We start from the raw sequence: 22,351 nt of genomic DNA on the forward strand, positions 1-22,351 counted from the left end.
ATTATTTACCGGTCAAACTAGATAAAAAAATCACCGCTGAAATCAGCCCCAATACAGTTCCCAGTTGGGACATGAAATTATCTCCAGCCCCTATTTCACGTAATTTTAGTGGTGGGGCATAAATAATATCTCCCGGTTTAATATACCAAAACTCAGTAAGCATTAAATTTCTCTGAGTGACATCAATCTCATGCACTTTAAAACCTCCTTCATAATTTCTTATCAACTGTATCTTTTGGCGATCGGCATTGATAGTTAAGCCACCTGCATTGGCAATAGCTTCCATCAAATTGGCCTCACTACCCGCAATTAATTGTTGCCCTCCTCCAATCTCACCAGTAGTTGTGTATCGAATCCCTGCCAGACTCACATTTATTGAAATATCTTTGATCCCTTTTTCCTTACGTATTATTTTCTCTAAACTATCCTTAAGCGCCTTTGTTGTTAAACCATTAGCCTTAACTGGTAATAAAGTATTGATTAACAAATAGCCATTGTTGTCGATCACAAAGGATTGTCCCGATGATTGTTGTCCACCACCTTCTTGGCCCCCTCCTCCACCTAAAACGTCAATCGTTGACTGTCTAAAAGGTTCTACAGCTAACTCAACATTGGAGAAAAAGTTGATTGACAACATATCTCGTGGTTGTAGATAATACTCAGACCTAGGTGGGGTAATCAGTGTGTTTAATTCAAGGGCTTCATCAGGCCCCTTATTCTGAAATAATATCACACTCTCGTTAGGAATACAAGAAGATACCGTAATTAGTAAAACAACTAGTCCGAAAAATTTCTTTAGCATTTATTCAGTTTAATCCGTTAAAGTATGGTATTATCAGGACTATTCCCATACTCAAAACCTGTTTTGAGCATCTTCATAAAGTCTCTCATCTTATCTAAAGGTATCAAATTAGGTCCGTCACTTAAGGCTTTTGATGGATCTGGATGCGTTTCAATAAAGAAACCATCTACCCCAGTCGCTGCTGCTGCACGGGCCAAATAAGGAGCAAACTCTCTTTGACCTCCAGACTTACCATTCATCCCTCCGGGTTGCTGTACACTGTGCGTTACATCAAAAATAATGGGAGCAAACTGACGCATAACTGGTAGTGAGCGCATATCTACTACAAGGTTATGGTAACCAAAGGATACACCACGTTCTGTAAGGCAAACTTTCTCATTACCAGTAGACTTCACCTTATTCACTGCGTATTCCATATCCTCAGCAGCCATGAATTGACCTCGCTTTATTTTTACTGTTCTACCCGTTTTACCAGCAGCGACCAATAAGTCAGTTTGCCTACACAGATAAGCCGGGATTTGCAACGCATCCGCCACTTCACTCACAGGAGAAGCTTGATATGATTCGTGAATATCAGTCACTATTGGTACGTTATAATTTGCTTTGATCCTCGCTAGTACGTCTAAAGCCCCATCAAACCCTACTGACCTAAATGAATCAACAGAGGTTCTATTGGCTTTATCAAATGAAGCTTTAAATACATACTGGATGTCCAGTTCAGAACAAATTGCTATTAAGGTTTCTGCAATCTGTGCGCAAATATCATAATTCTCAACCGCGCATGGCCCAGAGAACAGCACCATCTTGCCATTCCCTACTTCTACATTGTCACTTAAGCGAAACCCCTTTCCAAACTTATTCATTTCTTAACTGTCTTTCAATAATTAACTCATAAAAACCTCTTGTCTCCAAAACCAAATCGGCCAATTCTCGCAATGCTCCTTCGCCTCCTTTTGCTTGAAGAATTAGATCAACACGCTCTTTCACTTTGTAGTGTCCGTCTGCTGGTGTAGCGGCTAACCCACACTTTATAAGGATCGGTAGGTCATTAATATCATCACCAATAAAGGCCACTTCCTCCCCGCTCAACCCAAACTCCATCAATATATCTTCAAATTTTTCTCCTTTTCTTTTTACTCCATGGTAATGAAAATCTATTTTCAATTCATTGCAACGGTTACGTACCACCTGAGAATCACGCCCAGTGATAACACCAGTTAAGATTTCATGAAGTTTTAAATGTTGGATGATTTGCCCGTCTTTCACATTGAATTCCTTAGACTCCATGCCCTCATTATTATAAATGATACGGCCATCAGTAAGCACACCATCTACATCGAAAATAATGGCTTTTATTCTTTTTGCTTTTTCAACAATCTCGGAGGATACGTTCACGTGTTTTAGGTTTAGACAAATGTAGAAGGTTTTTTTTGACTGACATAATGGTTCTATTTTCAATTAAGCGTCAAAACCAGAGTACAACTCTTCTTCTGAATCCAACATTAACTCCTATATTTAAGACCTACATCAATTCCTTGCTTTATGAAGTCTGTTAAGTTTTTGGTCAGCCTACTTTTTACCCTTGGCATTTTCTACGGATTGAATACTAAATTCGGAGATATACCACCCATGGGGAAGTTCTTAAGTCCGAACCAAGGTTTTTGGAAAAACGAAATTACTGAGTCTGCCGCGGCAAAAGGGGGCTTAGAAATCCCCGGCTTGAAAAACCCAGTAACTGTTCATTATGATGAATCATTGATTCCGCATGTGTTTGCTGAAAGTGATGAAGACCTTTATAGGGCACAGGGCTACATCACAGCTCAACATCGCCTTTGGCAACTAGAATTTCAAACCTTCGCTTCGGGAGGTAGACTTTCAGAAGTAGTAGGCGAAGCGGCCATTGAATACGATCGAGGCCAACGCAGAAAAGGAATGGGCTTTGGTGCCGATAATGCTTTAAAAGAGATGATGAAGCACCCTGAAGAAGTAAAGTTACTTGAAGCTTATCGAGATGGCATCAACGCATACATAGCGTCATTAAGCGTTGGAGAACTTCCAGTGGAATACAAAATACTAGACTATCAACCCGAACTTTGGACAACAAAGAAAACTGCACTGCTATTAATGTACATGACGGATATGTTGGCGGGAGGCGATGCCGATTTAGAAAACACCAATTTTGTAAAGCTATTTGGCAAGGAAACGTTCGATCTACTTTTTCCTGATTTTTATGCCGACCAAGACCCTGTAATCCCTCAAGAGAGGAACTGGAGTAGTTTTGAAGTTGAAAAGGTTGACAAGCCTGACGTTAACTTCCCAAGTGATTTCATTAAAGAAACCATGGACAAGCCCAATCCTCACAACGGAAGTAACAACTGGGCAATAGCGCCATCAAAATCCGTTTCGGGCAACCCAATTTTGGCCAACGATCCACACTTACAACTCAATCTGCCTTCTATCTGGTATGTAATGCAATTGGCCACTCCAGAAAAAAACACCTTTGGCGCTACACTTCCTGGCGCGCTGGGTGTCATTATTGGTTTCAATCAAAACATAGCTTGGGGTGTAACCAACGCCACACGTGATGTGAAAGATTGGTACAAAATTGAATTTCAAGATGCTTCTAGAAAAGCTTACAAGTATGATGATACTTGGAGAGCAACGACTGAAGTAATTGAAGAAATTAAAGTAAAAGGAAAGCCTGTTGTGTATGACACGGTTATTTATACGCATTACGGCCCTGTAACTTATGACCATACTTTCAAAGGAAATGGAGAGAAAGATGGCTATGCCATGAAATGGACAGGCCATTTACCCAACAATAACCAGCAGACTTTTCTGGATTTAAATAAGGCCAAGAATTATGATGAATATGCGGCAGCCTTAAAACATTTTACTGCGCCAGCACAAAACTTTATTTTCGCTTCGCGTGAAGGAGATATTGCTCTTTGGGTGCAAGGAGAGTTGGCCAATAAGTGGCCAGAACAAGGCAAGTTCCTGATGGATGGATCAGATTCTCGATACGAATGGCAAGCGTTCATTCCTCAAAATCAGAATGCTTATGTGAAAAACCCTGAAAGAGGTTTTGTGAGTTCTGCCAACCAACATCCTACAGATGAAAAATATCCTTACTATGTATATGATGATGGTTACGAAACCTACCGCAACCGTGTAATCAACAACTTTTTCAGAAGTAAAGAAAAATTCGACATTCAAGATTTTAAAGATCTACAGGCCAATACCTTCAACCTTAAAGCAGCAGAATTGATCCCTACTATGCTCGACAGCCTGGACAGAAGTTCACTCACTGCCAATGAAGCACAAATGCTCTCTACAATCGAAGATTGGGATTTTAATAGCAGCGTAAACGCTGAAGCAGCCACAATATGGGAGAAATGGTGGAGCAATTTATTCCGAATGACTTGGGATGAGCTTTATAACCTCGATGTTGCCATCGACCGCCCAAGCTCCTACCAAACTATCTGGCTATTGAAGAATCAACCCAATTACGCTTGGTTTGACAGAAAAGAAACACCAGAGATAGAAACCGCCAATGACCTCTATTTTCAATCGTTTAGAGATGCTGTGCAAGACCTTACCGTTTGGCAATCTAGAACTGGGAAATCTTTAAAATGGATGGATTACAAAGGCACTTACGTTGGTCATTTATTACAAGCACGACCGGCCTTTTCCAGGTTTAATTTACCGATTGGTGGAAACTCAGGAATTGTGAATGCGACTAGTGAAAACCACGGCCCTTCTTGGCGAATGATTGTTGAACTGGGGGATGAACCCAACGCTTTTGGTATTTACCCTGGTGGCCAGTCTGGAAATCCCGGTAGCAAATTCTATGACAATATGATTGATCGATGGGCTGCTGGAGAATACATCACTCTCCTCTTTATGAAGTCCGCTGACCAAGCTTCAGACCGTATACTTTTTTCTCAAAATCTAAGCCCAGCCAAGTAATGAAAACGCTCATCAATATTATTCTAACCGTTGTTATCGCCTTTATTTTAAGCCTTTTTCTTCCTTGGTGGTCAGTAATGATCGCTGGCTTTATTATGGGTGCCATTGTAGGACTAAAAAAGGCCTCTTCTTTCTTTGTTCCCTTCTTGGCAATCGCCTTACTTTGGATCATGAATGCATGGTTTCTGGCACAACCAAACGACTTTACCTTGACCAAGAAAATAGCAGTGCTTCTTCAATTGGAAGGAAACACATTTTTGCTATTTCTGATCACAGGAATTGTAGGTGGAATTGCCGCAGGAGTAGCTGGTATTTTCGGAAACCAATGCAAGCAATTAATCTCAGGCAAAAAGTAGAATGAAGGTTGAAGAGGACGAAAAACAATATTTTGTAATCGATTTTGATAGCACTTTCACGAAAGTTGAAGCGCTAGATATTCTAGGAGAAATTTCACTTTCGAACCACCCTGAAAGGAACACTCGATTGCAGAAAATCAAAGACATTACCGACTTGGGCATGGCGGGCGAAATGTCGCTGCGTGAATCACTCATTGCTCGTATTCAGTTGTTAAATGCCAATAGAGCACACCTTCCAGAGTTAATCTCCCGACTATCAAAGCTGGTATCCAAATCCATTGAAAGGAATAGAGTTTTCTTTATTGAGCATCCTGAAAATACTTTTATTATTTCGAATGGTTTCAAAGAATTCATTGTGCCTGTGGTGACCAAGTTTGGAATTAAAGCCGAACATGTTTTTGCTAACGAAATGGTATTTGACGAAGAAGGCAACATCATAGACCTAGACCGTGATAATGTGCTTTCCGTAAATGGAGGAAAAGTAAAACAAATTGAAGCATTAAAATTAAAGGGACAGGTTAATATGATTGGCGATGGCTACACTGATTACGAGGTGCGCGAGGCCGGAATGGCCAATAACTTTTATGCTTATACCGAAAACGTGGAGCGCAAACCTGTAAAGAAACATGCCGATCACATCGCCCCAAGTTTTGACGAAATTTTATACCACAAGAAAATGAGCGGAGCCCTATCCTACCCCAAAAATCGAATCAAAATGCTTTTGCTAGAAAGTGTTCACCCAAATGCACTGGCCAAATTAAAAGAAGAAGGCTTTAGTGTTGAAAGCTACCCTGCGGGTTTAGATGAAGATGAACTTTGCGAGAAAATCAAAGGCATACATGTTTTAGGCCTAAGGTCCAAAACACAGGTAACGACCAAAGTAATCAAGGAAGCTGATAAGCTGATGGCCATTGGTGCTTTTTGCATTGGCACCAACCAAATCGACACTGAGGTGGCTCTAGAAGCTGGAATCCCAGTTTTCAATGCGCCTTTCAGCAATACACGTTCGGTAGTAGAGTTGGCCATTGCCGAAATGATTAGTCTGATGCGGGGAATCTCTGACAAAAACCGAGATATGCACCAAGGCATTTGGTCTAAAACAGCTAAAAACAGCTTCGAAATTCGAGGAAAGAAATTAGGTATTATCGGCTACGGCAGTATTGGCGCTCAACTTTCTGTTTTGGCCGAAAACCTTGGAATGGATGTTTACTACTACGATCTGGTTGAAAAACTAGCGCTAGGTAACGCCACCAAATGTGACACACTGGAGGAGTTATTGGCCATTGCGGATGTGGTTTCTTTACACATTGATGGCCGACCAGAAAACGGAAATTTTTTTCTAAGAGAGCATTTTCGGATGATGAAGGATGGGGTTATTTTCTTGAATTTGGCCCGTGGACCTGTAGTTGACATTCCCGCCTTGAAAGAAGCCATCTTGAGTGGTAAAGTAATAGGCGCAGGAGTGGATGTTTTTCCAGAAGAGCCTAAAAGCAACAACGACCCTTTTACTTCGGAACTTATGGGTTTACCCAACACCATTCTTACGCCACATATTGGTGGAAGCACTTTGGAGGCGCAAGAAAACATTGCTGATTTTGTTCCTCGTAAAATCATGGATTACATCAATACAGGAAACACTGAAAACAGCGTAAACTTCCCGAATATCACATTGCCTCCGCTTAAGAATGCACACAGGCTTATTCATATCCATAAAAACAGACCTGGAGTTTTGGCCAAAATCAATAATACTTTGGCAGAATTTGACGCCAACATTGTGGGTCAATACCTAAAGACGAATGAAGCCATTGGTTATGTGATTACCGACATTAATAAGCAATACGGCAAAGAGCTAAGCAAATCATTGAAGAAAATTGAGCATACCATAAAATTTAGGATGCTGTATTAAATAAATTGGTTTTAAACTAAAAAAGTCTGGCAAGCCAGACTTTTTTAGTTCTATTATAAAGAGGCTAATTACTTAGCCCTCCAAGCTTCTTGTTTGGCATTTTCACCCACAGTAACCAGTAAACGGGTTGGGCCTGGCACCAATACCAGTTTCACTTCTTGGTTCGGGAAATCATCTACCTCTACTGGCACACCCTCTCCGAATTCAACATCGTAACCATATTGACCTTCTTTATTACGTTGCAAACGAACATAATTCTTAGCGAAATAAGCAATCGGTAAAAGCACATCATTGTCTGGGCAAAACTCATCATGCACCAAAGCGATAGCTTCTTCTAATTCCGACCCGAATTCTTCGATAAACGCATCTTCCAAATCATGGAGTTGCTCCTCCAAATCATCGTAGCGTTCGTCACTGTAATCCATGTCGTCTAACTCATTGATTTTCTCTGCAATTGCAGCAAAATCTTCATTCAGTTTCTCTACATTCATATTCTAAATACTAGGCGTAGCACAAAGAATGTAAGATCAGTTAAAACATGCAAGGCATAACAGAAAAAGGTTTACTACTGGTAGAAATCCTTTTAAAAAGCAGTCAGAAAAACTAACTTTACCCAGTATCTTTCTTAACACAGCACTATTATTTCTTATCATCTTAATTTATGGTAACCAACATTAAAGACAAGGTTAACATTTGGTTAAACAGCAGCATTGACGAGGCCAGTAAATCAGCTATTCGTTCGCTCTCAGAAGAAGATTTAAATGAGGCCTTTTATAAAGACCTGGAATTTGGCACTGGGGGCTTAAGGGGCATCATGGGAGTAGGCTCTAACCGAATCAACAAATACACCATTGGAATGACGACCCAAGGCCTGGCCAATTACTTGATCAAAGCTTTTCCAGATGAAACCATAAAAGTAGCCATAGCACACGACAGCAGAAATAATAGCCGATTCTTTGCAGAAACCACAGCTGCGGTTTTCTCTGCCAATGGGATCCATGTATATCTATTCGAAAGTCTTCGCCCGACACCAGAACTTTCATATGCCATTCGAGAGCTTGGTTGTAAAAGTGGTGTAGTGCTTACTGCTTCGCATAACCCAAGAGAATACAATGGCTACAAAGCCTATTGGGACGATGGCGCACAAGTAATTGCCCCTCACGATAAAAACATCATTGCCGAAGTACAAGCCATTACTGGAATAGAATCTGTTAAGTTTGAAAAGGACGATAGTAAAATTGAATTGATTGGTGCCGAACTGGACGACAAATACCTTTCGGCTATCGAGGGTTTAACCCTAGCACCAGAAGCCATCAAAAACCAGAAAGACCTCAAAATTGTATTCTCCCCTATTCACGGAACGGGCATAACAATGGTGCCTGAAATCCTAAAACGAAAAGGCTTTGAAAACGTCTTTATTGTAGAGGAACAAGCCGAACCCAATGGCGATTTCCCTACTGTAGTTTACCCAAATCCTGAGGAGCATGAAGCGATGACTTTGGCATTGAACAAAGCCAAGGAGTTAGATGCCGACCTCGTAATGGCTACCGACCCCGATGCAGATCGCGTGGGTATGGCGGCCAAAAACGATGAAGGTGAGTTTGAATTACTGAATGGAAATCAGGCTGCGAGCCTTTTGATTTACTTCTTGCTGAGAAAGTGGAAAGAAAACGGAAAGCTCAATGGCAAACAGATGATCATTAAAACCATTGTAACCACCGATTTACTTAACCGAATTGCGGAGAAATTTGAAGTAGATTGCCCAGAAACGCTGACAGGCTTTAAATACATTGCCGCCCTCATCAAACAAGAAGAAGGTAAAAAAGAGTTTATTGGCGGTGGCGAGGAAAGCTACGGCTATATGATCAGCGACTTTGTACGCGATAAAGATGCCATCGCTTCTTGCGCCATGCTAGCCGAAATGTGCGCTTGGGCAAAAGATCAAGGCATGTCTATTTTTGACCTTTTAAAGCAAGTGTTTGTTGAAAATGGTTTCTATTTAGAAGCATTGGTCTCCATGACCAAAAAGGGAATGAAAGGCGCTGACGAGATCAAGCAAATGATGGTGGATATGCGCGAAAAAACACCAGCTACAATTGCCGGAAGCAGAGTGATCAAAACCATGGACTATCAGAGTTTGGTAGAAAAAGACATGATTTCTGGCTCCGAAAAAGCGATCGACCAACCAAAATCAAATGTATTACAATTCTATTTAGAAGATGGCTCAAAAATATCAGCAAGGCCTTCTGGTACCGAACCAAAAATCAAATTCTATATTAGCGTAAACACTCCGCTTAGATCGGCCGTTGACTTTAATGAAACCAAACAGTTTTTAGAAACAAGAATTGAAACCATCAAAAAAGCTTTAAACCTATGAGCATTCCAGCCCAATCAATTTTAGAATTAATTAACCGAGATTTAGATCTACTTTCCAATGAAGTTGAATCCTATTCGAAAGAAGAAAATATGTGGATTACAGAGGGAGAAATCACAAATACCGCAGGTAATTTAGCACTTCATATTTGTGGAAATTTACAACATTTCATAGGGGCAGTACTGGGGAAAACAGGTTATGAACGCAATCGCGATTTTGAGTTTTCTGGTAAAAATGTGAGTCGCACAGAATTGCTAGACTCAATTCAAGAAACTAAAACTGCTGTAACAGACACACTTCAGCGTTTACCAGAATCTGTATTGAATTACCCCTACCCGCATAGGATTTTCAACAACAAGGAAATGAGTACTCTTTTCTTTCTCATTCACCTCCAAGGTCATTTAAATTACCATTTAGGCCAAATCAATTATCACCGTAGGCTTCTCGATAAATGATTAAACTGGAACAAGATGTTTCATTAAAAGCATTCAACACCTTTGGCTTAGAAGCCAAGGCTGCACAATTTATTGCATTCACCACAGTAAAAGAGCTACTGGCTGCACTGAAAATGATGGAGTCTAATCAGGAATTAATGGTTTTAGGGGGCGGAAGCAATATTTTACTCACCAAAGATTTTGATGGGATTGTGCTTAAAAATGAACTTAAGGGCATTGAGCTTATTGATGAGGATAGAAACCATGTTTGGATCAAAGTCATGGCCGGTGAAAATTGGCATCAATTCGTTTTACATTGCATTGAAAACAACTGGGCAGGTATAGAAAACCTTTCGCTTATTCCTGGTACGGTTGGCGCGGCACCCATGCAAAACATTGGTGCCTATGGTGTCGAAATAAAAGACGTTTTTCATTCTTTGGAAGCTGTTGAAATAGCATCTGGTAAATACCAAGAGTTTACCTCTGAAGAGTGTGAGTTTGGCTACCGTGAAAGTGTTTTCAAAACCTCGCTAAAAGGCAAATACATCATTACTTCCGTGGTATTCAAATTGGATAAAAGCCCAACATTCAATACTTCATACGGAGCCATTCAAAATACTTTGGATGAAATGGAAGTAAGCGAATTGAGCATCAAAGCGATCAGTGAAGCCGTAATCAAAATCAGGCAAAGCAAACTCCCCGACCCTGCTGAAATTGGTAATTCTGGTAGCTTCTTTAAAAACCCAACAATAGATAGCATTGATTTCGAAGGTCTTAAGACCGAATTCCCGAGTATCCCAGGCTATAAACTTCTTGAGCAAAAAGTGAAGATCCCTGCGGCTTGGCTTATAGAACAAGCTGGTTGGAAAGGAAAGACCTTCGGAGAAATAGGTGTACACAAAAACCACCCACTCGTTTTAGTAAACTACGGCAACGGAAGGGGTGAAGACATTAAGAAGTTAGCCTTCGAAATTAAAGCTTCAGTGGCTGCCAAATTCGGGATAGAAATTATCCCCGAAGTGAATATCATTTAACTCTTCATCTACTGGGTACTATTGCATAAATTCGACCCTTCAAAAAATACCCAAGATGTCGAAACGTACGCCAGCCATGCCATTTATTTTGGCAACTATTCTTATTGACATTATTGGAATTGGGATTGTATTGCCCGTAGTTCCTACCCTTATTTTAGAGTTAGGTGGAGAATCGATCAGTGAAACTGCCAAAATTGGAGGCCTACTTGCTTTATCTTATGCCTCCATGCAATTTGTCTTCTCACCTATTTTAGGCGGATTAAGCGATAAATACGGTAGACGGCCAATTCTTTTGGTCTCATTATTTGCTTTGGGTATCGACTATTTCATTGCGGCCTTATCGCCCACTTTAAGCTGGCTATTTCTGGCAAGAATTGTAGCCGGAATTGGAGGAGCAAGCATTACGACAGCGATGGCCTACATTGCCGATGTGAGCCCACCAGAAAAACGAGCTCAAAACTTCGGGATGATTGGAGCGGCCTTTGGTGTTGGATTTATCATTGGCCCACTAACTGGGGGCTTACTTGGAGAAATAGGGCCTAGGGTACCATTTTTCGTGGCTGGATGCCTCGCCCTTGTCAATTGGCTATATGGTTATTTCGTTCTTCCTGAATCGTTAATCCCTGAAAATAGACGCTCTTTCTCATGGAAGCGCGCCAACCCAATTGGCTCATTATCACACCTAAAAAAATACCCCGTAATTATGGGGCTAATAGTGTCATTAGTATTGATATATATAGCGGCTCATGCCGTACAAAGCAACTGGTCGTTTTTTGTGATTGAGGAATTTCAATGGTCTGAGGCTCAGATTGGGTACTCTTTGGCGTTTGTAGGGCTTATGGTGGCCTTAGTTCAAGGTCTGCTTATTCGTGTTGCGGTACCAAAGTTAGGACAAAAGCGTGCAGTCTATATTGGCATTACCTTTTATGCATTGGGTTTATTGCTCTTTGCTTTCGCAAATAAGTCATGGATGATGTATGCCTTCATGATTCCTTATGCGCTTGGTGGTTTGGCTGGACCAACACTCCAAGCAATTATGTCATCGCAAGTCCCAGCCAATGAACAAGGTGAATTGCAAGGAGGACTAACCAGCTTAATCAGTGTTACTTCGATTGTTGGACCACCATTAATGACAGGTATTTTTGCCTATTTCACTACCGAAGGTAATGTCTATTTTGCTGGTGCTGCCTTCTTGCTTGGTGCAATTCTCACTTTTTTAAGTGTCATTTTTGCTTACCGTACGCTAAGCAAAACCGACTTAAATTAGACTGAACTAAAGATTCAGGCTTATATTCATAACTGACATCTCTATTCTTAGATTATGTCTAGGCCATTAAATCATTAATCCCGAACTTAGAATTTTTAACCAAAAGACATATTTATGAGTGAAGTTGAATTCACTAATTCAGGTGAAGAGGGCGTATATCTTAAACTCAATGTAAAAAATGAGACCAATAAGCTTGAAGCTGTTGTTTTAGGCATTGGCACTGATTTAGGGGAAGAATCAGAGATCAATCCAACGAGTAAATATCATAAAGAAGAAGGTACTTACCCAACAGAGGAAGACATTCAACACGAAATTTCAACTTTCGAAAAGGTGCTTAAGAGGTACGGAGTAGAGGTTTATCGTCCAAAAAACATCGAAGGTCTGGAGCAAGTTTTCACTCGTGACATTGGCTTTGTGATAGACAATACCTATGTAGTGGCTAGCATGCAAGAAGAAGTGCGCCAATTGGAGCTCCCCGGTGTAAAACACATCACCAACAAAATAAATCCACAGAACATTATTCATCCACCAAAAGACGCCAATGTTGAGGGGGGTGATGTCATTCTTTGGAACGATCACATTTTCGTGGGCATTAGTGCCCGCACAAATATGGAAGGTTATGAATTCATAAAAGCTTCGTTTCCTCATAAGCAAGTACATGCCATTCCATTGGTCGTTTCAGAAGATCGAAAGAAGAACATTCTTCATCTTGATTGTACATTTCAACCGATTGGTACAAAAGATGCTATCATTTATGAAAACGGTTTTGCCGAACGCCCACAAATTATTTATGACCTGTTCAAGGAAGAAGACATGCTTAAAGTAGATCAGGCCCAAATGAATAGAATGTTCCCCAACATTTTTTCACTTTCCCCAAATGATATTGTAGTCGAAAGATCATTCAAGGCTTTGATTGCTGCTTTAAAAGAGCGCGGCTACACTGTTCATGAAGTAGACTACACTGAGAACTCAAAACTTAGTGGCTTGCTCAGGTGCTCTACAATGCCTCTGAGACGTTCGTGAAACATAGACTTTAGCGCCTAATATATAAAAGAGGCGGCCAAAATTGGTCGCCTCTTTTTTTTCATTAATCCTTCAGAACGAATTATTACTTTTCAATAAACGATAGTTCCACCCTACGATTATACGCCCTACCCTCTCTCGTTTTGTTCGTTGATATTGGAATGTCTTCACTAAAGGTTTTAACCTCTAGCTGATTAGCATTTACTCCTTTGTTTATTAGGTAATTATATACCTCGGTATAACGCCTAACACCAAGGGCTGTATTGTAAGGGTTTGTACCATATTCATCAGTATGACCAGCAACCATCACTCTTAAATCCCTGTTCTCCACCAATAGCGCGGCAGCCTCATTCAAACGTTTAAAGAACTCTGGTTTGATATTGTATTTATCAAAATCGAAGAACACATTTGGAAGCTTAACATTATTTTCTGCTAATACTGGGGCAATCATCTCTTTTGACTCCTTAACTGGCTGGATCCCTTCGATTGAAGGAGGGGCTACTGGTGGATTAATAGGATCCAAGTCGAAACCATTGATCATTTTCACGTAAATGGTTTCATCATTCTTATCACAGCCTACATAAAAGTTTTGTTCCACATCAAATTGATCTCTAAAAAGCACACGAATCGTATGCTTTTTTTCATAAACCACTTCACCATTCAGGACTGCCTTTAAAGTAAAAGATTGCTCAACTGGCATGAGCATTTTATAGACTCCATACTCATTGGTGGTCACAGTAACTTCGCCATCTGTACCCTCTACGGATACAAGAGCATTTGCTATTGGCGTTATTCCATCACAGTCCAAGAATTTACCTTGGATTTGAGCTTGGTTAAACATGATAATACGATAAACATCTACTTGACCGTAGCCTTCTGGCCTACTAGAAGATAGGTAGGCAAAACCACCATACATTGTAAAAAAAGTATCATCATTAGGCAAGTTTATAGGCGCGCCCATATTGACAGGAGCTTCAAATTTACCAGCAGCACTATCGTATTTAGTGGAGAAAATATCGTATCCTCCCATTGAGTCATGCCCTCTTGACGAGAAATAGAATGTACCATCCCCTGCTACAAATGGAGCATCATCATTCAAAGGAGAGTTCAATTCTGTGATTGGTGCAGGCTTGCCCCACTTTCCCTTTTCATCTTTATGCATAATATACAAGTCAAGGTTCTCAATCTCATGATTGATATCCGAAGCATATATCATTGAATTCCCATTATTAAAAATGAATGCATGTGAATCCCATCGTTTTGAATTGATAGGCAAAGCAACTCTTTTGCCCCAAGTACCATCCTTTTTCTTTTGTGAAATGAATAAATCTTCGTCATAAAATGAGATCAAGGTACTATCGTTATTAAAAAGCTGTATTGGTGCTTCATTGGCTGTAGCGCTTGCAAAACCTGCCAAGGGGTTATCCTTTCTCCATTCATCATTATCATTCATCTCAGCAGTAAGGACCTGCTCATATGCTTCTCCATCATCAGCCACCTTAGCAGTTCCTTTCCGTCTTGCGGTAAAATAAATACCTCTTTGATCAGCGGTCACCACCTGACTATATTCATTACCATCAGTATTGATATTTGGCCCAAGATTCTTGATAATTATACCCTTAGGATTAGATAGGTATTTCTTTGCGTTTTGAATCTGACTGCTGACCAACAGATAGTCCGGTCTTAGAAAATCTTCCAAATCTTGCATTCTTACGCTTCGAATTGTCTGCTCAGCTTCAACTATTTGTCCATTCAACAAATAAGCCTTGGCAAACTTCACCCAAAAATAAGGAGAGTCCTGTGCAAAATCAATGGATCCTTTGAATAGCTCAATTGCCTGAGCTAATCTATATCGTTCGGTATGACATATTGCAGCCAAAAACTTTGTTTCACTATTCTTATCATACTTCTCAATGATTGGCTCTAGCATTTCTAATGCTACTTCCCAATCACCCACTTCCATAGCTGTGTAGACCTTATTGAGGTTTTGAGCTTGACTCACAATAGTCAAACTTAAAAATAGGAATGTGAAAATAATGCGCCTCTTCATAAGATAAAGTGTACGGTTAATTGCGTGCTAAAAAAGCAACAGTATGTGGGAAAAATAATGGCTGGATTGAGGCAATGGCTGTTAAAACCAAGGTGCCGAAGGTATGAAGAAAATTTTATAACTAAAAAAAAATACAAGTCTCTAAATCACCATCAAACTGTGACGATCAACATAAAATTTATGACAAACTCCATTTTTAAGTATTTGATCAGCATACATAATCATTAATCGATTACCCACTTTCAACCGAATCAAATACTTTGCCCCTTTAAAAAAAGAGCCTTGCACTATGCCTTCTAACTTTAACATGCCCGATTCAAACGAAGGCCTAAAACTTTCTGCTCGGATAACGATTCTCTGATCCTCTGCGATCTCTAAGTTCTCACCAAAAAAATGCTGAAACTCTTGATTGTTGAAAATATTTATTGTACCAAAAAAGGCTGCTATATCAACACTATTTGGCTTATTATAAATATTTAATGGGGAATCATACTGTATCAATTTCCCTTCGGACATAAAACCGATTTTATCCGAAAGCATTAATGCATCTTGAGTGTCATGCGTCACCATAATCAAACTCAGTTGCTGATTCCGAATGATCTCGCTTACATCAACAATCAATTTGCTTTTAACAATTGGATCCAGATTACTGAAAGGCTCATCCATTAAAAGAAGCGCAGGTTCTTCAGCCAGCGTTTTGGCCAAAGCCAAGCGCTGCTGTTGCCCACCAGACAATTCTCTTGGTAATCTTTTTCTAAACTCTTGAAGATGACAAACCTCTAAGAGTTCTTCTACTCTTTCATTCTGATAGCCCTTATCAAAAAACAGAAGTGGGTATTTAATATTTTCCTCAACTGTATGATTTAGCATTAAACGCAAATCCTGAAACACCATTTTTATTCCCTCTTCTCCTGGAATAAGCTTGTCATCGGGCTTTTCTAGTGCTTTGCCTTGAAAATGAATCCACCCTTTCTCTGGAGAAATCAAGCCCCCTATCATTTTTAGTAGAGTCGATTTCCCTGAACCGCTAGCGCCAACAAAAGAAACGATCTCGCCCTTTTTCATTGAAAAAGCCAGACTCGAAACGGCTGGCTTTTCATTACCTGAATAGGTCTTTGATACTTTATCTACTTTCAGAAATTTCAATAGTGCTTTATTTATGCTTGGGTTTACTCAAGTTATTTCTCATATGAAATACGGTAAATTACTCCCGCTATATCATCAGAAACGAGAATAGAGCCGTCAGGCATTTCCAGAATATCGACAGGTTTACCCCAACCCTTATTAGTTTCTTTATCTAACCAACCAGAAGCAAAAATCTCACTGCTTATCACCTTGTCCCCTTCTACTTGAACAAAGCGCAACTGGTAACCAATATGTCCAGCATCTTGTGTTCGATTCCAAGAACCATGTTGTGCAACAATAATATTGTTTTTATACTTCGCGGGAAACATATCGCCTTGATAAAACCTTAGACCTAATGGAGCAGAGTGTGGTTCAAACTTATATTTTGGTTCCGTAAAGTTTGTTCTTGGAAATTTATCTCCGAAATCCGGATCAGGAATATCTCCTTGATGCCAATAAGGAAATCCGAAATTCATCCCTATTTCAGGAGCATAATTAAGTTCACAAGCCGGGATATCGTCACCTAACATATCTCTTCCGTTATCGGTAAACCACATTTTTTCAGTTCTTGGATCCCAGGTAAAACCTACACTGTTTCTCACTCCTGTAGCATATATCTCCATGTTCGAACCATCAGGGTCCATTCTGGTAATTGAGGCATAAATCTCTTTTTCAGGCTCACAAACATTGCACGGAGCTCCCACGGGTACGTATAACTTCCCATCAGGGCCAAAGGCAATAAACTTCCAACCATGATGTGCATCTGTTGGATAGTCCTCAAAAATCACTTCTGATTTTGGGTTTTTCAAGTTATTCATGATGTCAGGATACCTGAGAATTCTACTTACCTCTGCCACATATAAATCACCATTGTGATAAGCTACTCCATTTGGGGTTTTCATCCCTGTTGCGATTGTATCTGTCCTATCCGCCACCATATCACCGTCAGTATCGGTAAGTGCATAGACATTCCTTCTTCTTCTATTGCCTACAAACACTGTTTTTCCATCAGGGGTACTACTTAATGAGCGTGCATCTGTAACACCTTCGGCATAAATAGAAATTTTGAATCCATCCGGAAGTATTATTTTTGATAAGTCAACTTTGTTTTGTGCTGATACATTCAGGCTGCAGGTCAGTAGGACCAATAAGCCTACTGAAAATATCATTGAAATACGTTTCATCATAACCAATTCATTTAGTCTCGAAAGGTAGAATATTAACTGCTAAGAGTTAAAAAAGATTTGACAAATGGATATCTACCAATAATACTTTTATAAACGTTTGAATTGGCCTTACAAACACTAATTTTGCGGCATGATTGCAATCAACAACTTATCGTACCTCATTGGGGGGCGAGCCCTTTACGAAAACGCCTCACTTCATATTAAGCCAAAGGATAAAATCGGCTTAATCGGCCTTAACGGAAAAGGGAAGTCTACCCTTCTAAGAATAATAGATGGGGAGTTCCCTCCTACGTCTGGCGATGTTAGTAAGAGTAAAGATTGCAGCATTGGTTTCTTGAATCAGGATCTCCTTTCCTATCAATCTGAAGAAAGTATTTTAGACGTGGCCATGCAAGCATTTGGTAAGGCCAATGAATTACAAGCAACCATTGAGCGAATTCTAAAAGAAATGGAAACCAACTACCATGATCAGTTGGTAGATGATTTGGCCAAAGCACAAGATCAATTCGAAACACTCGGAGGTTATTCCATGCAATCCGATGCCGAGTCAATCCTAGAAGGTATCGGTTTCAGGACCGAAGACCTAACTCGTCCATTGAAGGAGTTTTCTGGAGGTTGGAGAATGAGGGTAATGTTGGCCAAACTCCTCTTAGAGAAGCCTTCATTATTGATGCTTGATGAACCCACTAACCACTTGGATTTACCATCCATTCAGTGGATAGAAAACTATTTAAAGACTTATGAAGGAGCGGTAATTGTAGTTTCTCACGACCGTTCTTTTATTGACAATGTAGCTACTTCAATTGTTGAAGTTTCTAACCAAAGACTTACGCAGTATAGTGGTAACTATTCTTTCTACACCAAGGAAAAGCTAATGCGTGAAGAAATTCAGAAGAACGCATTTGAGAACCAGCAACAACAGATCAAGCAAACGGAGCAATTTATTGAGCGTTTTCGATCGAAAGCCACAAAAGCCCGTCAAGTTCAATCTAGGGTAAAGTCTCTGGAGCGAATGGATAAGATCGAAGACATTGTTGATGATTCGATGGTGATGAATTTTAAGTTTGGTTTCAAACAGAAATCTGGTCGGTCCATCATTGAGTTAGACAATATTTCGAAGGCTTATGGTGACTTAACCATTCTGAAGAATACCACCGCCAAAATTGAACGTGGGGATAAAATTGCATTGATTGGTGCTAACGGAAAAGGGAAATCTACTTTGCTCCGCGTAATCGCTGGAACTGAAAAAGTATCAGGCGAGAGAAGAGAAGGCTTTAATGTACTGACTACTTTCTATGCTCAGCACCAGCTAGAAGCCTTGAATGTAAATAATGAGATTCTTCAGGAACTGGCACAGGCAGGAAGTGATAAATCGGAAATGGAGTTAAGAGCAATTCTTGGTTGTTTCTTGTTTTCAAATGAAGATGTCTTTAAGAAAATTAAAGTGCTTTCTGGAGGTGAAAAATCAAGAGTAGCATTGGCTAAAACCTTAATTTCTGAAGCCAACTTCCTAATGATGGATGAGCCTACCAACCACTTAGATTTTCTTTCAGTGAATATCCTTATTCAGGCATTACAACAATATGAAGGTACTTTCTTAATTGTATCTCACGATAGACACTTTATTTCTCAGATTGCGAATAAGATTTGGTACATCGAGGACCATCAAATCAAAGAATATCCAGGCAGCTACGATGAATATGTGTATTGGCAGCAGAAAAAAGAAGCAGAACAAAAACCTAAAACTGTCGAAGTAAAAGTTCAAAAAGAAAAGCCAGTTCAGCAACAAAAGCCACCCAAAGATCCTAATCAACAGGAGTTGAAAAAGTTGCAGTCACAGTTAGATAATGTTGAAAGTGATATTGAAAAGCTAGAGTTAAAAAAAGGAAAATTAGAAGCCGAAATGGCCAAACCTGAGATCTTCGGAGACTTTAATAAGCTTCAAGAAAAGCAGTCAGAATACGATCAGTTGACAAAAAAACTAGAGACGGCCCAAATCAGCTGGGAAAAAGTTGCCGAAATGATTGATGCGATTGAGGTGAGTTAATTCACCTCAATTTTAATCTTCACCACTTTATCATCATTAGCTTCAGTGGTTGGGTATGGATTTACTTCAAGTAAAGTGACCAAATATGATTCAATTTGCGCGTTGACGTATTCAACATCATTCAGGTCTATATCATAAGTCTCTTGTCTTGTCCATCTGACTTTCACGGCCGACCTGCCTTCCCAAACACAATTCACGTTTTCCGGGCAGCGTGAATCTTCAATTCCTGTTAACTCCAGCACAGAACCATCAATCAATGTTTTAGGCTGATTTAATCTGAGAGAAAAAGTACCTCCTTCGAAAACCTCAAACTCTTCTTCGCAAGAAAAAACTACTGATGAAATCAGGATAAGAAAAGCCGCTAAAATTCTTCTATTGATCAACATTCTCTATCAATTTAATTGCCCTGTATTTCGACACACTTGCCATCTACACAAGCTATTTCTGGAACATTAAGTATACTACAATCGCTCATCAGTCCAAATCTACTATTGACTTCATCTTGTAGTAAGGTATAATCATTACACCTTTTCTCTAAAAGAGCTTTATCAATTTTACTGCCATAAATTACATAGGACGAAGGCCCGCCACATGCTTTCTTTCCATAAGCCAATACTTTGCAGTCTCCTGATCCCTCGCAAGATTTATCCGACACTATACCATGAATGTCATTCTGGATTTCTTCTAACATGCCCATGGCTTCTTCCAAGGTTGTTTTTTTATCTAAGCCAAATTCATCCATTTCAGAACAACTCATCAGGGCATTCAAGCCTAAAACAAAGCTCAACACTATAATTAACTTTTCCATATTAATCCTCTTTTCTGTCTAGGTAGTAATTCAAACTGAAACCAACACCCAATACGGATGGACCGGATTGAGATGAAACCTCCTGATTAGATGGCTTTAAGAACTTTCTGTAATAGCCTTCGGCCGAAATCCCCCATTCTTCACTCAACTTATAATTCAATGCCAAAGCACTTAAACCTGCGACATTGAAACGGTCAAATAAACCATCTCGTGAAAAGGCCACTCTTCGTACTTCAAGTGATTTCAAATCACCTTTAACATTATAGCTAATGAAATAATCTGCACTAAGCCCTGCCCTCATTTGCACATCAAATCTTCCTAAATCCAACACTTTAAATGAGGCTTGAATTGGGATAGAGATACTCTTAATTGTATTTATAATGTCATAATTAGGGGTGAAATACACTTCTCCAGAATACCCTGCTGGAAGATAGATCGGGTAAGAAACTCCATTCTCAACAGAGTAAGCATTTGATTGATTGGCAAACCGGTATTCAGAATACCTAAGTCCAAGATTCATACCCCAACGATCACTTAGCTCAAAGGCCAAACCAGCACCAAAACCCAAAGAGCCCAATTGCTTATCACTTCCATTACTTACCGAAGACAACGCAGCACCGCTATTGTTAGGACTATCTTGCCTTGACAACATGTCCAGAGAATTACCTGAAGGACTTGGATTGAAACTCCCTCCACTTAAACCACCGTTTAAAGCCAAAGCCCGAGGCTCGTTTATGGTAAATTCTTCCGTATTATAATCTTTCAAGTTCATTGAAGCTACCATATGCTTCATGTCCCACATGCCTTTCAGAATATTAATACTTCGCTGTGGGGCTCTCAGTTTAGCATGATTATAAAGTTTATCGTTTCTACTAAATAAAGAAGGCTCAACTATTATTACATCTGCACTTTCCTTCTTTGAGGGTAACGTTGGAATGGAATTCGCTTTGGTATTATGGCTTGAATTTGAAGCTTGAAGTTTGGAACTCACTTCATTATCCAACTGGTCTTTTATTTCGTTAGTAGGTGCTTTATCTCCGGGTGCTAAAATGCCATCTGCGTCTGTTTCCTTCCCGTTATCAGCATTATTGTCGGTTGCCTTATTTTCAACTTCCGCTTTACTTTCTGTAGTTACTTTCTGCTGATTTTGATTAAAACGGTCGGAAAACAGAAATCCAAAGCTCAACACTAAAGCAATGCCAGCGGCAATTCCATAGGTCTGCCAATAGAAAAACACACCTTTCTTCTTTTTGGCCTTTAAACCAGCTTCAACACCAGCCCAAACGCGATCTGAAGGCTTAAATTCAGCCCCTTCAAACATTTCCTTTAACCCATTCTCAAAATCGCTCATCTGATAAATAATTAGTTTGAACAACTTTATTGGCTTCATCAACCATCGACCTTAAGAGTGCTCGTGCCCTTGAGTATTGTGACTTAGATGTGCCCTCACTTATTTCTAACATTTCTGCAATTTCTTTATGGCCATACCCCTCAATTGCGAAGAGGTTGAAGATAGTCCTAGACCCAACAGGCAATTTCTGCATGAGTGCCAAAATTTCCGTGAAATGCATATTAGAAAGCGTTAAATTGGATTCAATATGCATGTGCGCCACTTTTTCTATGTCCAGCATCGGTTGCTGATACATTTTCTTTCTGTTGTGATTTATGGCGGTATTGATCACAATTCGCTTTAGCCAAGTGAGAAATTGAGCTTCTCTTCTAAAAGAATCCAGACTATTGAAAATCTTAATGAAAGCATCTTGTAAAATATCTTCCGCATCCTCTTGAGATTTAGCATACCGCATTGCCATTGGCATTAACTTTTGGGCATAGCGACCATAAAGCTCCCGCTGAGCCTTCTGGTCATCCTTTATACATCGCTCAATTAGCTTTTCGTCTAGGTTCATTAATGGAGAACTACCGGTTTCTTCCTTCCTGTTTTGTTAGACACCGCACACAAAGTTATGGT

The 22,351-nt window shown here is 39.9% G+C and carries 20 protein-coding genes; 9 read left to right on the plus strand and 11 right to left on the minus strand.

What is annotated here, in order from left to right; all coding sequences use genetic code 11:
- Position 1: 1 nt before the first annotated feature.
- From VOI17_RS08830 to VOI17_RS08840, 3 genes are read right to left on the minus strand one after another with little or no spacing between them, the layout of a single operon-like run.
- A complete protein-coding gene (locus VOI17_RS08830) occupies positions 2 to 802 on the minus strand; it encodes a polysaccharide biosynthesis/export family protein (RefSeq protein WP_323756886.1) in 801 nt (266 codons plus the stop codon).
- Between the two features lie 17 nt (positions 803 to 819).
- Positions 820 to 1,665 carry a 3-deoxy-8-phosphooctulonate synthase gene (kdsA, locus tag VOI17_RS08835; protein WP_323756887.1) on the minus strand — a complete coding sequence of 282 codons (846 nt, stop codon included), beginning with the start codon at positions 1,663 to 1,665 and terminating at the stop codon, positions 820 to 822.
- Positions 1,658 to 2,197, minus strand: a complete 540-nt coding sequence (locus VOI17_RS08840; RefSeq protein WP_323756888.1) for a KdsC family phosphatase — start codon at positions 2,195 to 2,197, stop codon at positions 1,658 to 1,660. The genes kdsA and VOI17_RS08840 overlap by 8 nt, the downstream gene beginning before the upstream one ends.
- Positions 2,198 to 2,344: 147 nt before the next feature.
- Here VOI17_RS08840 and VOI17_RS08845 point away from each other — a divergent pair, with 147 nt between their 5' ends.
- The 3 genes from VOI17_RS08845 to serA are packed head-to-tail and all read left to right on the plus strand — an operon-like array spanning position 2,345 to position 7,033.
- The gene (locus tag VOI17_RS08845; RefSeq protein ID WP_323756889.1) at positions 2,345 to 4,771 is read left to right on the plus strand and encodes a penicillin acylase family protein; all 2,427 of its coding nucleotides are present in this window, start codon (positions 2,345 to 2,347) and stop codon (positions 4,769 to 4,771) included.
- Positions 4,771 to 5,127: a hypothetical protein gene (locus VOI17_RS08850; protein ID WP_323756890.1), complete on the plus strand. Its 357-nt coding sequence runs from the start codon at positions 4,771 to 4,773 to the stop codon at positions 5,125 to 5,127. Before VOI17_RS08845 ends, VOI17_RS08850 begins: the two co-directional genes overlap by 1 nt.
- A 1-nt stretch (position 5,128) precedes the next feature.
- On the plus strand, positions 5,129 to 7,033 hold the full coding sequence (gene serA, locus VOI17_RS08855) for a phosphoglycerate dehydrogenase (RefSeq protein ID WP_323756891.1): 1,905 nt from the start codon (positions 5,129 to 5,131) through the stop codon (positions 7,031 to 7,033).
- Between the two features lie 68 nt (positions 7,034 to 7,101).
- On the opposite strand, the gene VOI17_RS08860 is transcribed toward serA, so the two are convergent.
- Positions 7,102 to 7,524: a hypothetical protein gene (locus VOI17_RS08860; protein ID WP_323756892.1), complete on the minus strand. Its 423-nt coding sequence runs from the start codon at positions 7,522 to 7,524 to the stop codon at positions 7,102 to 7,104.
- 170 nt (positions 7,525 to 7,694) lie between these two features.
- On the opposite strand from VOI17_RS08860, the gene VOI17_RS08865 reads away from it, so the two are divergent.
- From VOI17_RS08865 to VOI17_RS08885, 5 genes are all read left to right on the plus strand, one after another.
- Complete coding sequence (locus tag VOI17_RS08865; protein ID WP_323756893.1) at positions 7,695 to 9,410, plus strand: phospho-sugar mutase; 1,716 nt, start codon at positions 7,695 to 7,697, stop codon at positions 9,408 to 9,410.
- Positions 9,407 to 9,862 (plus strand): DinB family protein, encoded by a 456-nt coding sequence (locus tag VOI17_RS08870; RefSeq protein ID WP_323756894.1) that lies wholly within the window; start codon positions 9,407 to 9,409, stop codon positions 9,860 to 9,862. Before VOI17_RS08865 ends, VOI17_RS08870 begins: the two co-directional genes overlap by 4 nt.
- Entirely contained in the window at positions 9,862 to 10,875 is a 1,014-nt protein-coding gene (murB, locus tag VOI17_RS08875) for a UDP-N-acetylmuramate dehydrogenase (RefSeq protein ID WP_416376049.1), read from the plus strand. Before VOI17_RS08870 ends, murB begins: the two co-directional genes overlap by 1 nt.
- Before the next feature lie 55 nt (positions 10,876 to 10,930).
- A complete protein-coding gene (locus VOI17_RS08880; RefSeq protein ID WP_323756896.1) occupies positions 10,931 to 12,142 on the plus strand; it encodes a TCR/Tet family MFS transporter in 1,212 nt (403 codons plus the stop codon).
- 114 nt (positions 12,143 to 12,256) lie between these two features.
- On the plus strand, positions 12,257 to 13,165 hold the full coding sequence (locus VOI17_RS08885; protein WP_323756897.1) for a dimethylarginine dimethylaminohydrolase family protein: 909 nt from the start codon (positions 12,257 to 12,259) through the stop codon (positions 13,163 to 13,165).
- Positions 13,166 to 13,250: 85 nt separating this feature from the next.
- On the opposite strand, the gene VOI17_RS08890 is transcribed toward VOI17_RS08885, so the two are convergent.
- The 3 genes from VOI17_RS08890 to VOI17_RS08900 form a co-directional block, all read right to left on the minus strand.
- Entirely contained in the window at positions 13,251 to 15,167 is a 1,917-nt protein-coding gene (locus VOI17_RS08890; RefSeq protein ID WP_323756898.1) for an OmpA family protein, read from the minus strand.
- A 189-nt stretch (positions 15,168 to 15,356) separates the two neighbouring features.
- Positions 15,357 to 16,361, minus strand: coding sequence for an ABC transporter ATP-binding protein (locus VOI17_RS08895; protein WP_323756899.1), 1,005 nt, complete (start codon positions 16,359 to 16,361; stop codon positions 15,357 to 15,359).
- A gap of 32 nt (positions 16,362 to 16,393) precedes the next feature.
- Positions 16,394 to 17,527, minus strand: a complete 1,134-nt coding sequence (locus VOI17_RS08900) for a sorbosone dehydrogenase family protein (RefSeq protein WP_323756900.1) — start codon at positions 17,525 to 17,527, stop codon at positions 16,394 to 16,396.
- A gap of 130 nt (positions 17,528 to 17,657) precedes the next feature.
- On the opposite strand from VOI17_RS08900, the gene VOI17_RS08905 reads away from it, so the two are divergent.
- Complete coding sequence (locus VOI17_RS08905) at positions 17,658 to 19,574, plus strand: ABC-F family ATP-binding cassette domain-containing protein (protein ID WP_323756901.1); 1,917 nt, start codon at positions 17,658 to 17,660, stop codon at positions 19,572 to 19,574.
- Here VOI17_RS08905 and VOI17_RS08910 read toward each other — a convergent pair.
- Genes VOI17_RS08910 through VOI17_RS08925 form a run of 4 tightly spaced genes read right to left on the minus strand, consistent with a single transcriptional unit; the run spans position 19,571 to position 22,289 of the window.
- A complete protein-coding gene (locus VOI17_RS08910; protein ID WP_323756902.1) occupies positions 19,571 to 19,960 on the minus strand; it encodes a hypothetical protein in 390 nt (129 codons plus the stop codon). The two genes, VOI17_RS08905 and VOI17_RS08910, sit on opposite strands and share 4 nt — an antisense overlap.
- 11 nt (positions 19,961 to 19,971) lie before the next feature.
- Positions 19,972 to 20,382, minus strand: coding sequence for a hypothetical protein (locus VOI17_RS08915; protein ID WP_323756903.1), 411 nt, complete (start codon positions 20,380 to 20,382; stop codon positions 19,972 to 19,974).
- 1 nt (position 20,383) lies between these two features.
- Positions 20,384 to 21,733 carry a hypothetical protein gene (locus VOI17_RS08920; RefSeq protein ID WP_323756904.1) on the minus strand — a complete coding sequence of 450 codons (1,350 nt, stop codon included), beginning with the start codon at positions 21,731 to 21,733 and terminating at the stop codon, positions 20,384 to 20,386.
- Positions 21,720 to 22,289: an RNA polymerase sigma factor gene (locus tag VOI17_RS08925; protein ID WP_323756905.1), complete on the minus strand. Its 570-nt coding sequence runs from the start codon at positions 22,287 to 22,289 to the stop codon at positions 21,720 to 21,722. The genes VOI17_RS08920 and VOI17_RS08925 overlap by 14 nt, the downstream gene beginning before the upstream one ends.
- Positions 22,290 to 22,351 lie beyond the last annotated feature (62 nt).

Source organism: Roseivirga sp. (assembly GCF_034669765.1).
GTDB lineage: Bacteria > Bacteroidota > Bacteroidia > Cytophagales > Cyclobacteriaceae > Roseivirga.

Excerpts from the sequence above, each read along its gene's own strand:
- VOI17_RS08925 (WP_323756905.1), bottom strand. The coding sequence starts at position 22,289 with ATGAACCTAGACGAAAAGCTAATTGAGCGATGTATAAAGGATGACCAG.
- VOI17_RS08905 (WP_323756901.1), top strand. The coding sequence starts at position 17,658 with ATGATTGCAATCAACAACTTATCGTACCTCATTGGGGGGCGAGCCCTT.
- VOI17_RS08845 (WP_323756889.1), top strand. The coding sequence starts at position 2,345 with ATGAAGTCTGTTAAGTTTTTGGTCAGCCTACTTTTTACCCTTGGCATT.
- kdsA (WP_323756887.1), bottom strand. The coding sequence starts at position 1,665 with ATGAATAAGTTTGGAAAGGGGTTTCGCTTAAGTGACAATGTAGAAGTA.
- VOI17_RS08915 (WP_323756903.1), bottom strand. The coding sequence starts at position 20,382 with ATGGAAAAGTTAATTATAGTGTTGAGCTTTGTTTTAGGCTTGAATGCC.
- VOI17_RS08830 (WP_323756886.1), bottom strand. The coding sequence starts at position 802 with ATGCTAAAGAAATTTTTCGGACTAGTTGTTTTACTAATTACGGTATCT.
- VOI17_RS08900 (WP_323756900.1), bottom strand. The coding sequence starts at position 17,527 with ATGATGAAACGTATTTCAATGATATTTTCAGTAGGCTTATTGGTCCTA.
- serA (WP_323756891.1), top strand. The coding sequence starts at position 5,129 with ATGAAGGTTGAAGAGGACGAAAAACAATATTTTGTAATCGATTTTGAT.
- VOI17_RS08850 (WP_323756890.1), top strand. The coding sequence starts at position 4,771 with ATGAAAACGCTCATCAATATTATTCTAACCGTTGTTATCGCCTTTATT.
- VOI17_RS08860 (WP_323756892.1), bottom strand. The coding sequence starts at position 7,524 with ATGAATGTAGAGAAACTGAATGAAGATTTTGCTGCAATTGCAGAGAAA.
- VOI17_RS08870 (WP_323756894.1), top strand. The coding sequence starts at position 9,407 with ATGAGCATTCCAGCCCAATCAATTTTAGAATTAATTAACCGAGATTTA.
- VOI17_RS08880 (WP_323756896.1), top strand. The coding sequence starts at position 10,931 with ATGTCGAAACGTACGCCAGCCATGCCATTTATTTTGGCAACTATTCTT.
- VOI17_RS08920 (WP_323756904.1), bottom strand. The coding sequence starts at position 21,733 with ATGAGCGATTTTGAGAATGGGTTAAAGGAAATGTTTGAAGGGGCTGAA.
- VOI17_RS08885 (WP_323756897.1), top strand. The coding sequence starts at position 12,257 with ATGAGTGAAGTTGAATTCACTAATTCAGGTGAAGAGGGCGTATATCTT.
- VOI17_RS08865 (WP_323756893.1), top strand. The coding sequence starts at position 7,695 with ATGGTAACCAACATTAAAGACAAGGTTAACATTTGGTTAAACAGCAGC.
- VOI17_RS08910 (WP_323756902.1), bottom strand. The coding sequence starts at position 19,960 with ATGTTGATCAATAGAAGAATTTTAGCGGCTTTTCTTATCCTGATTTCA.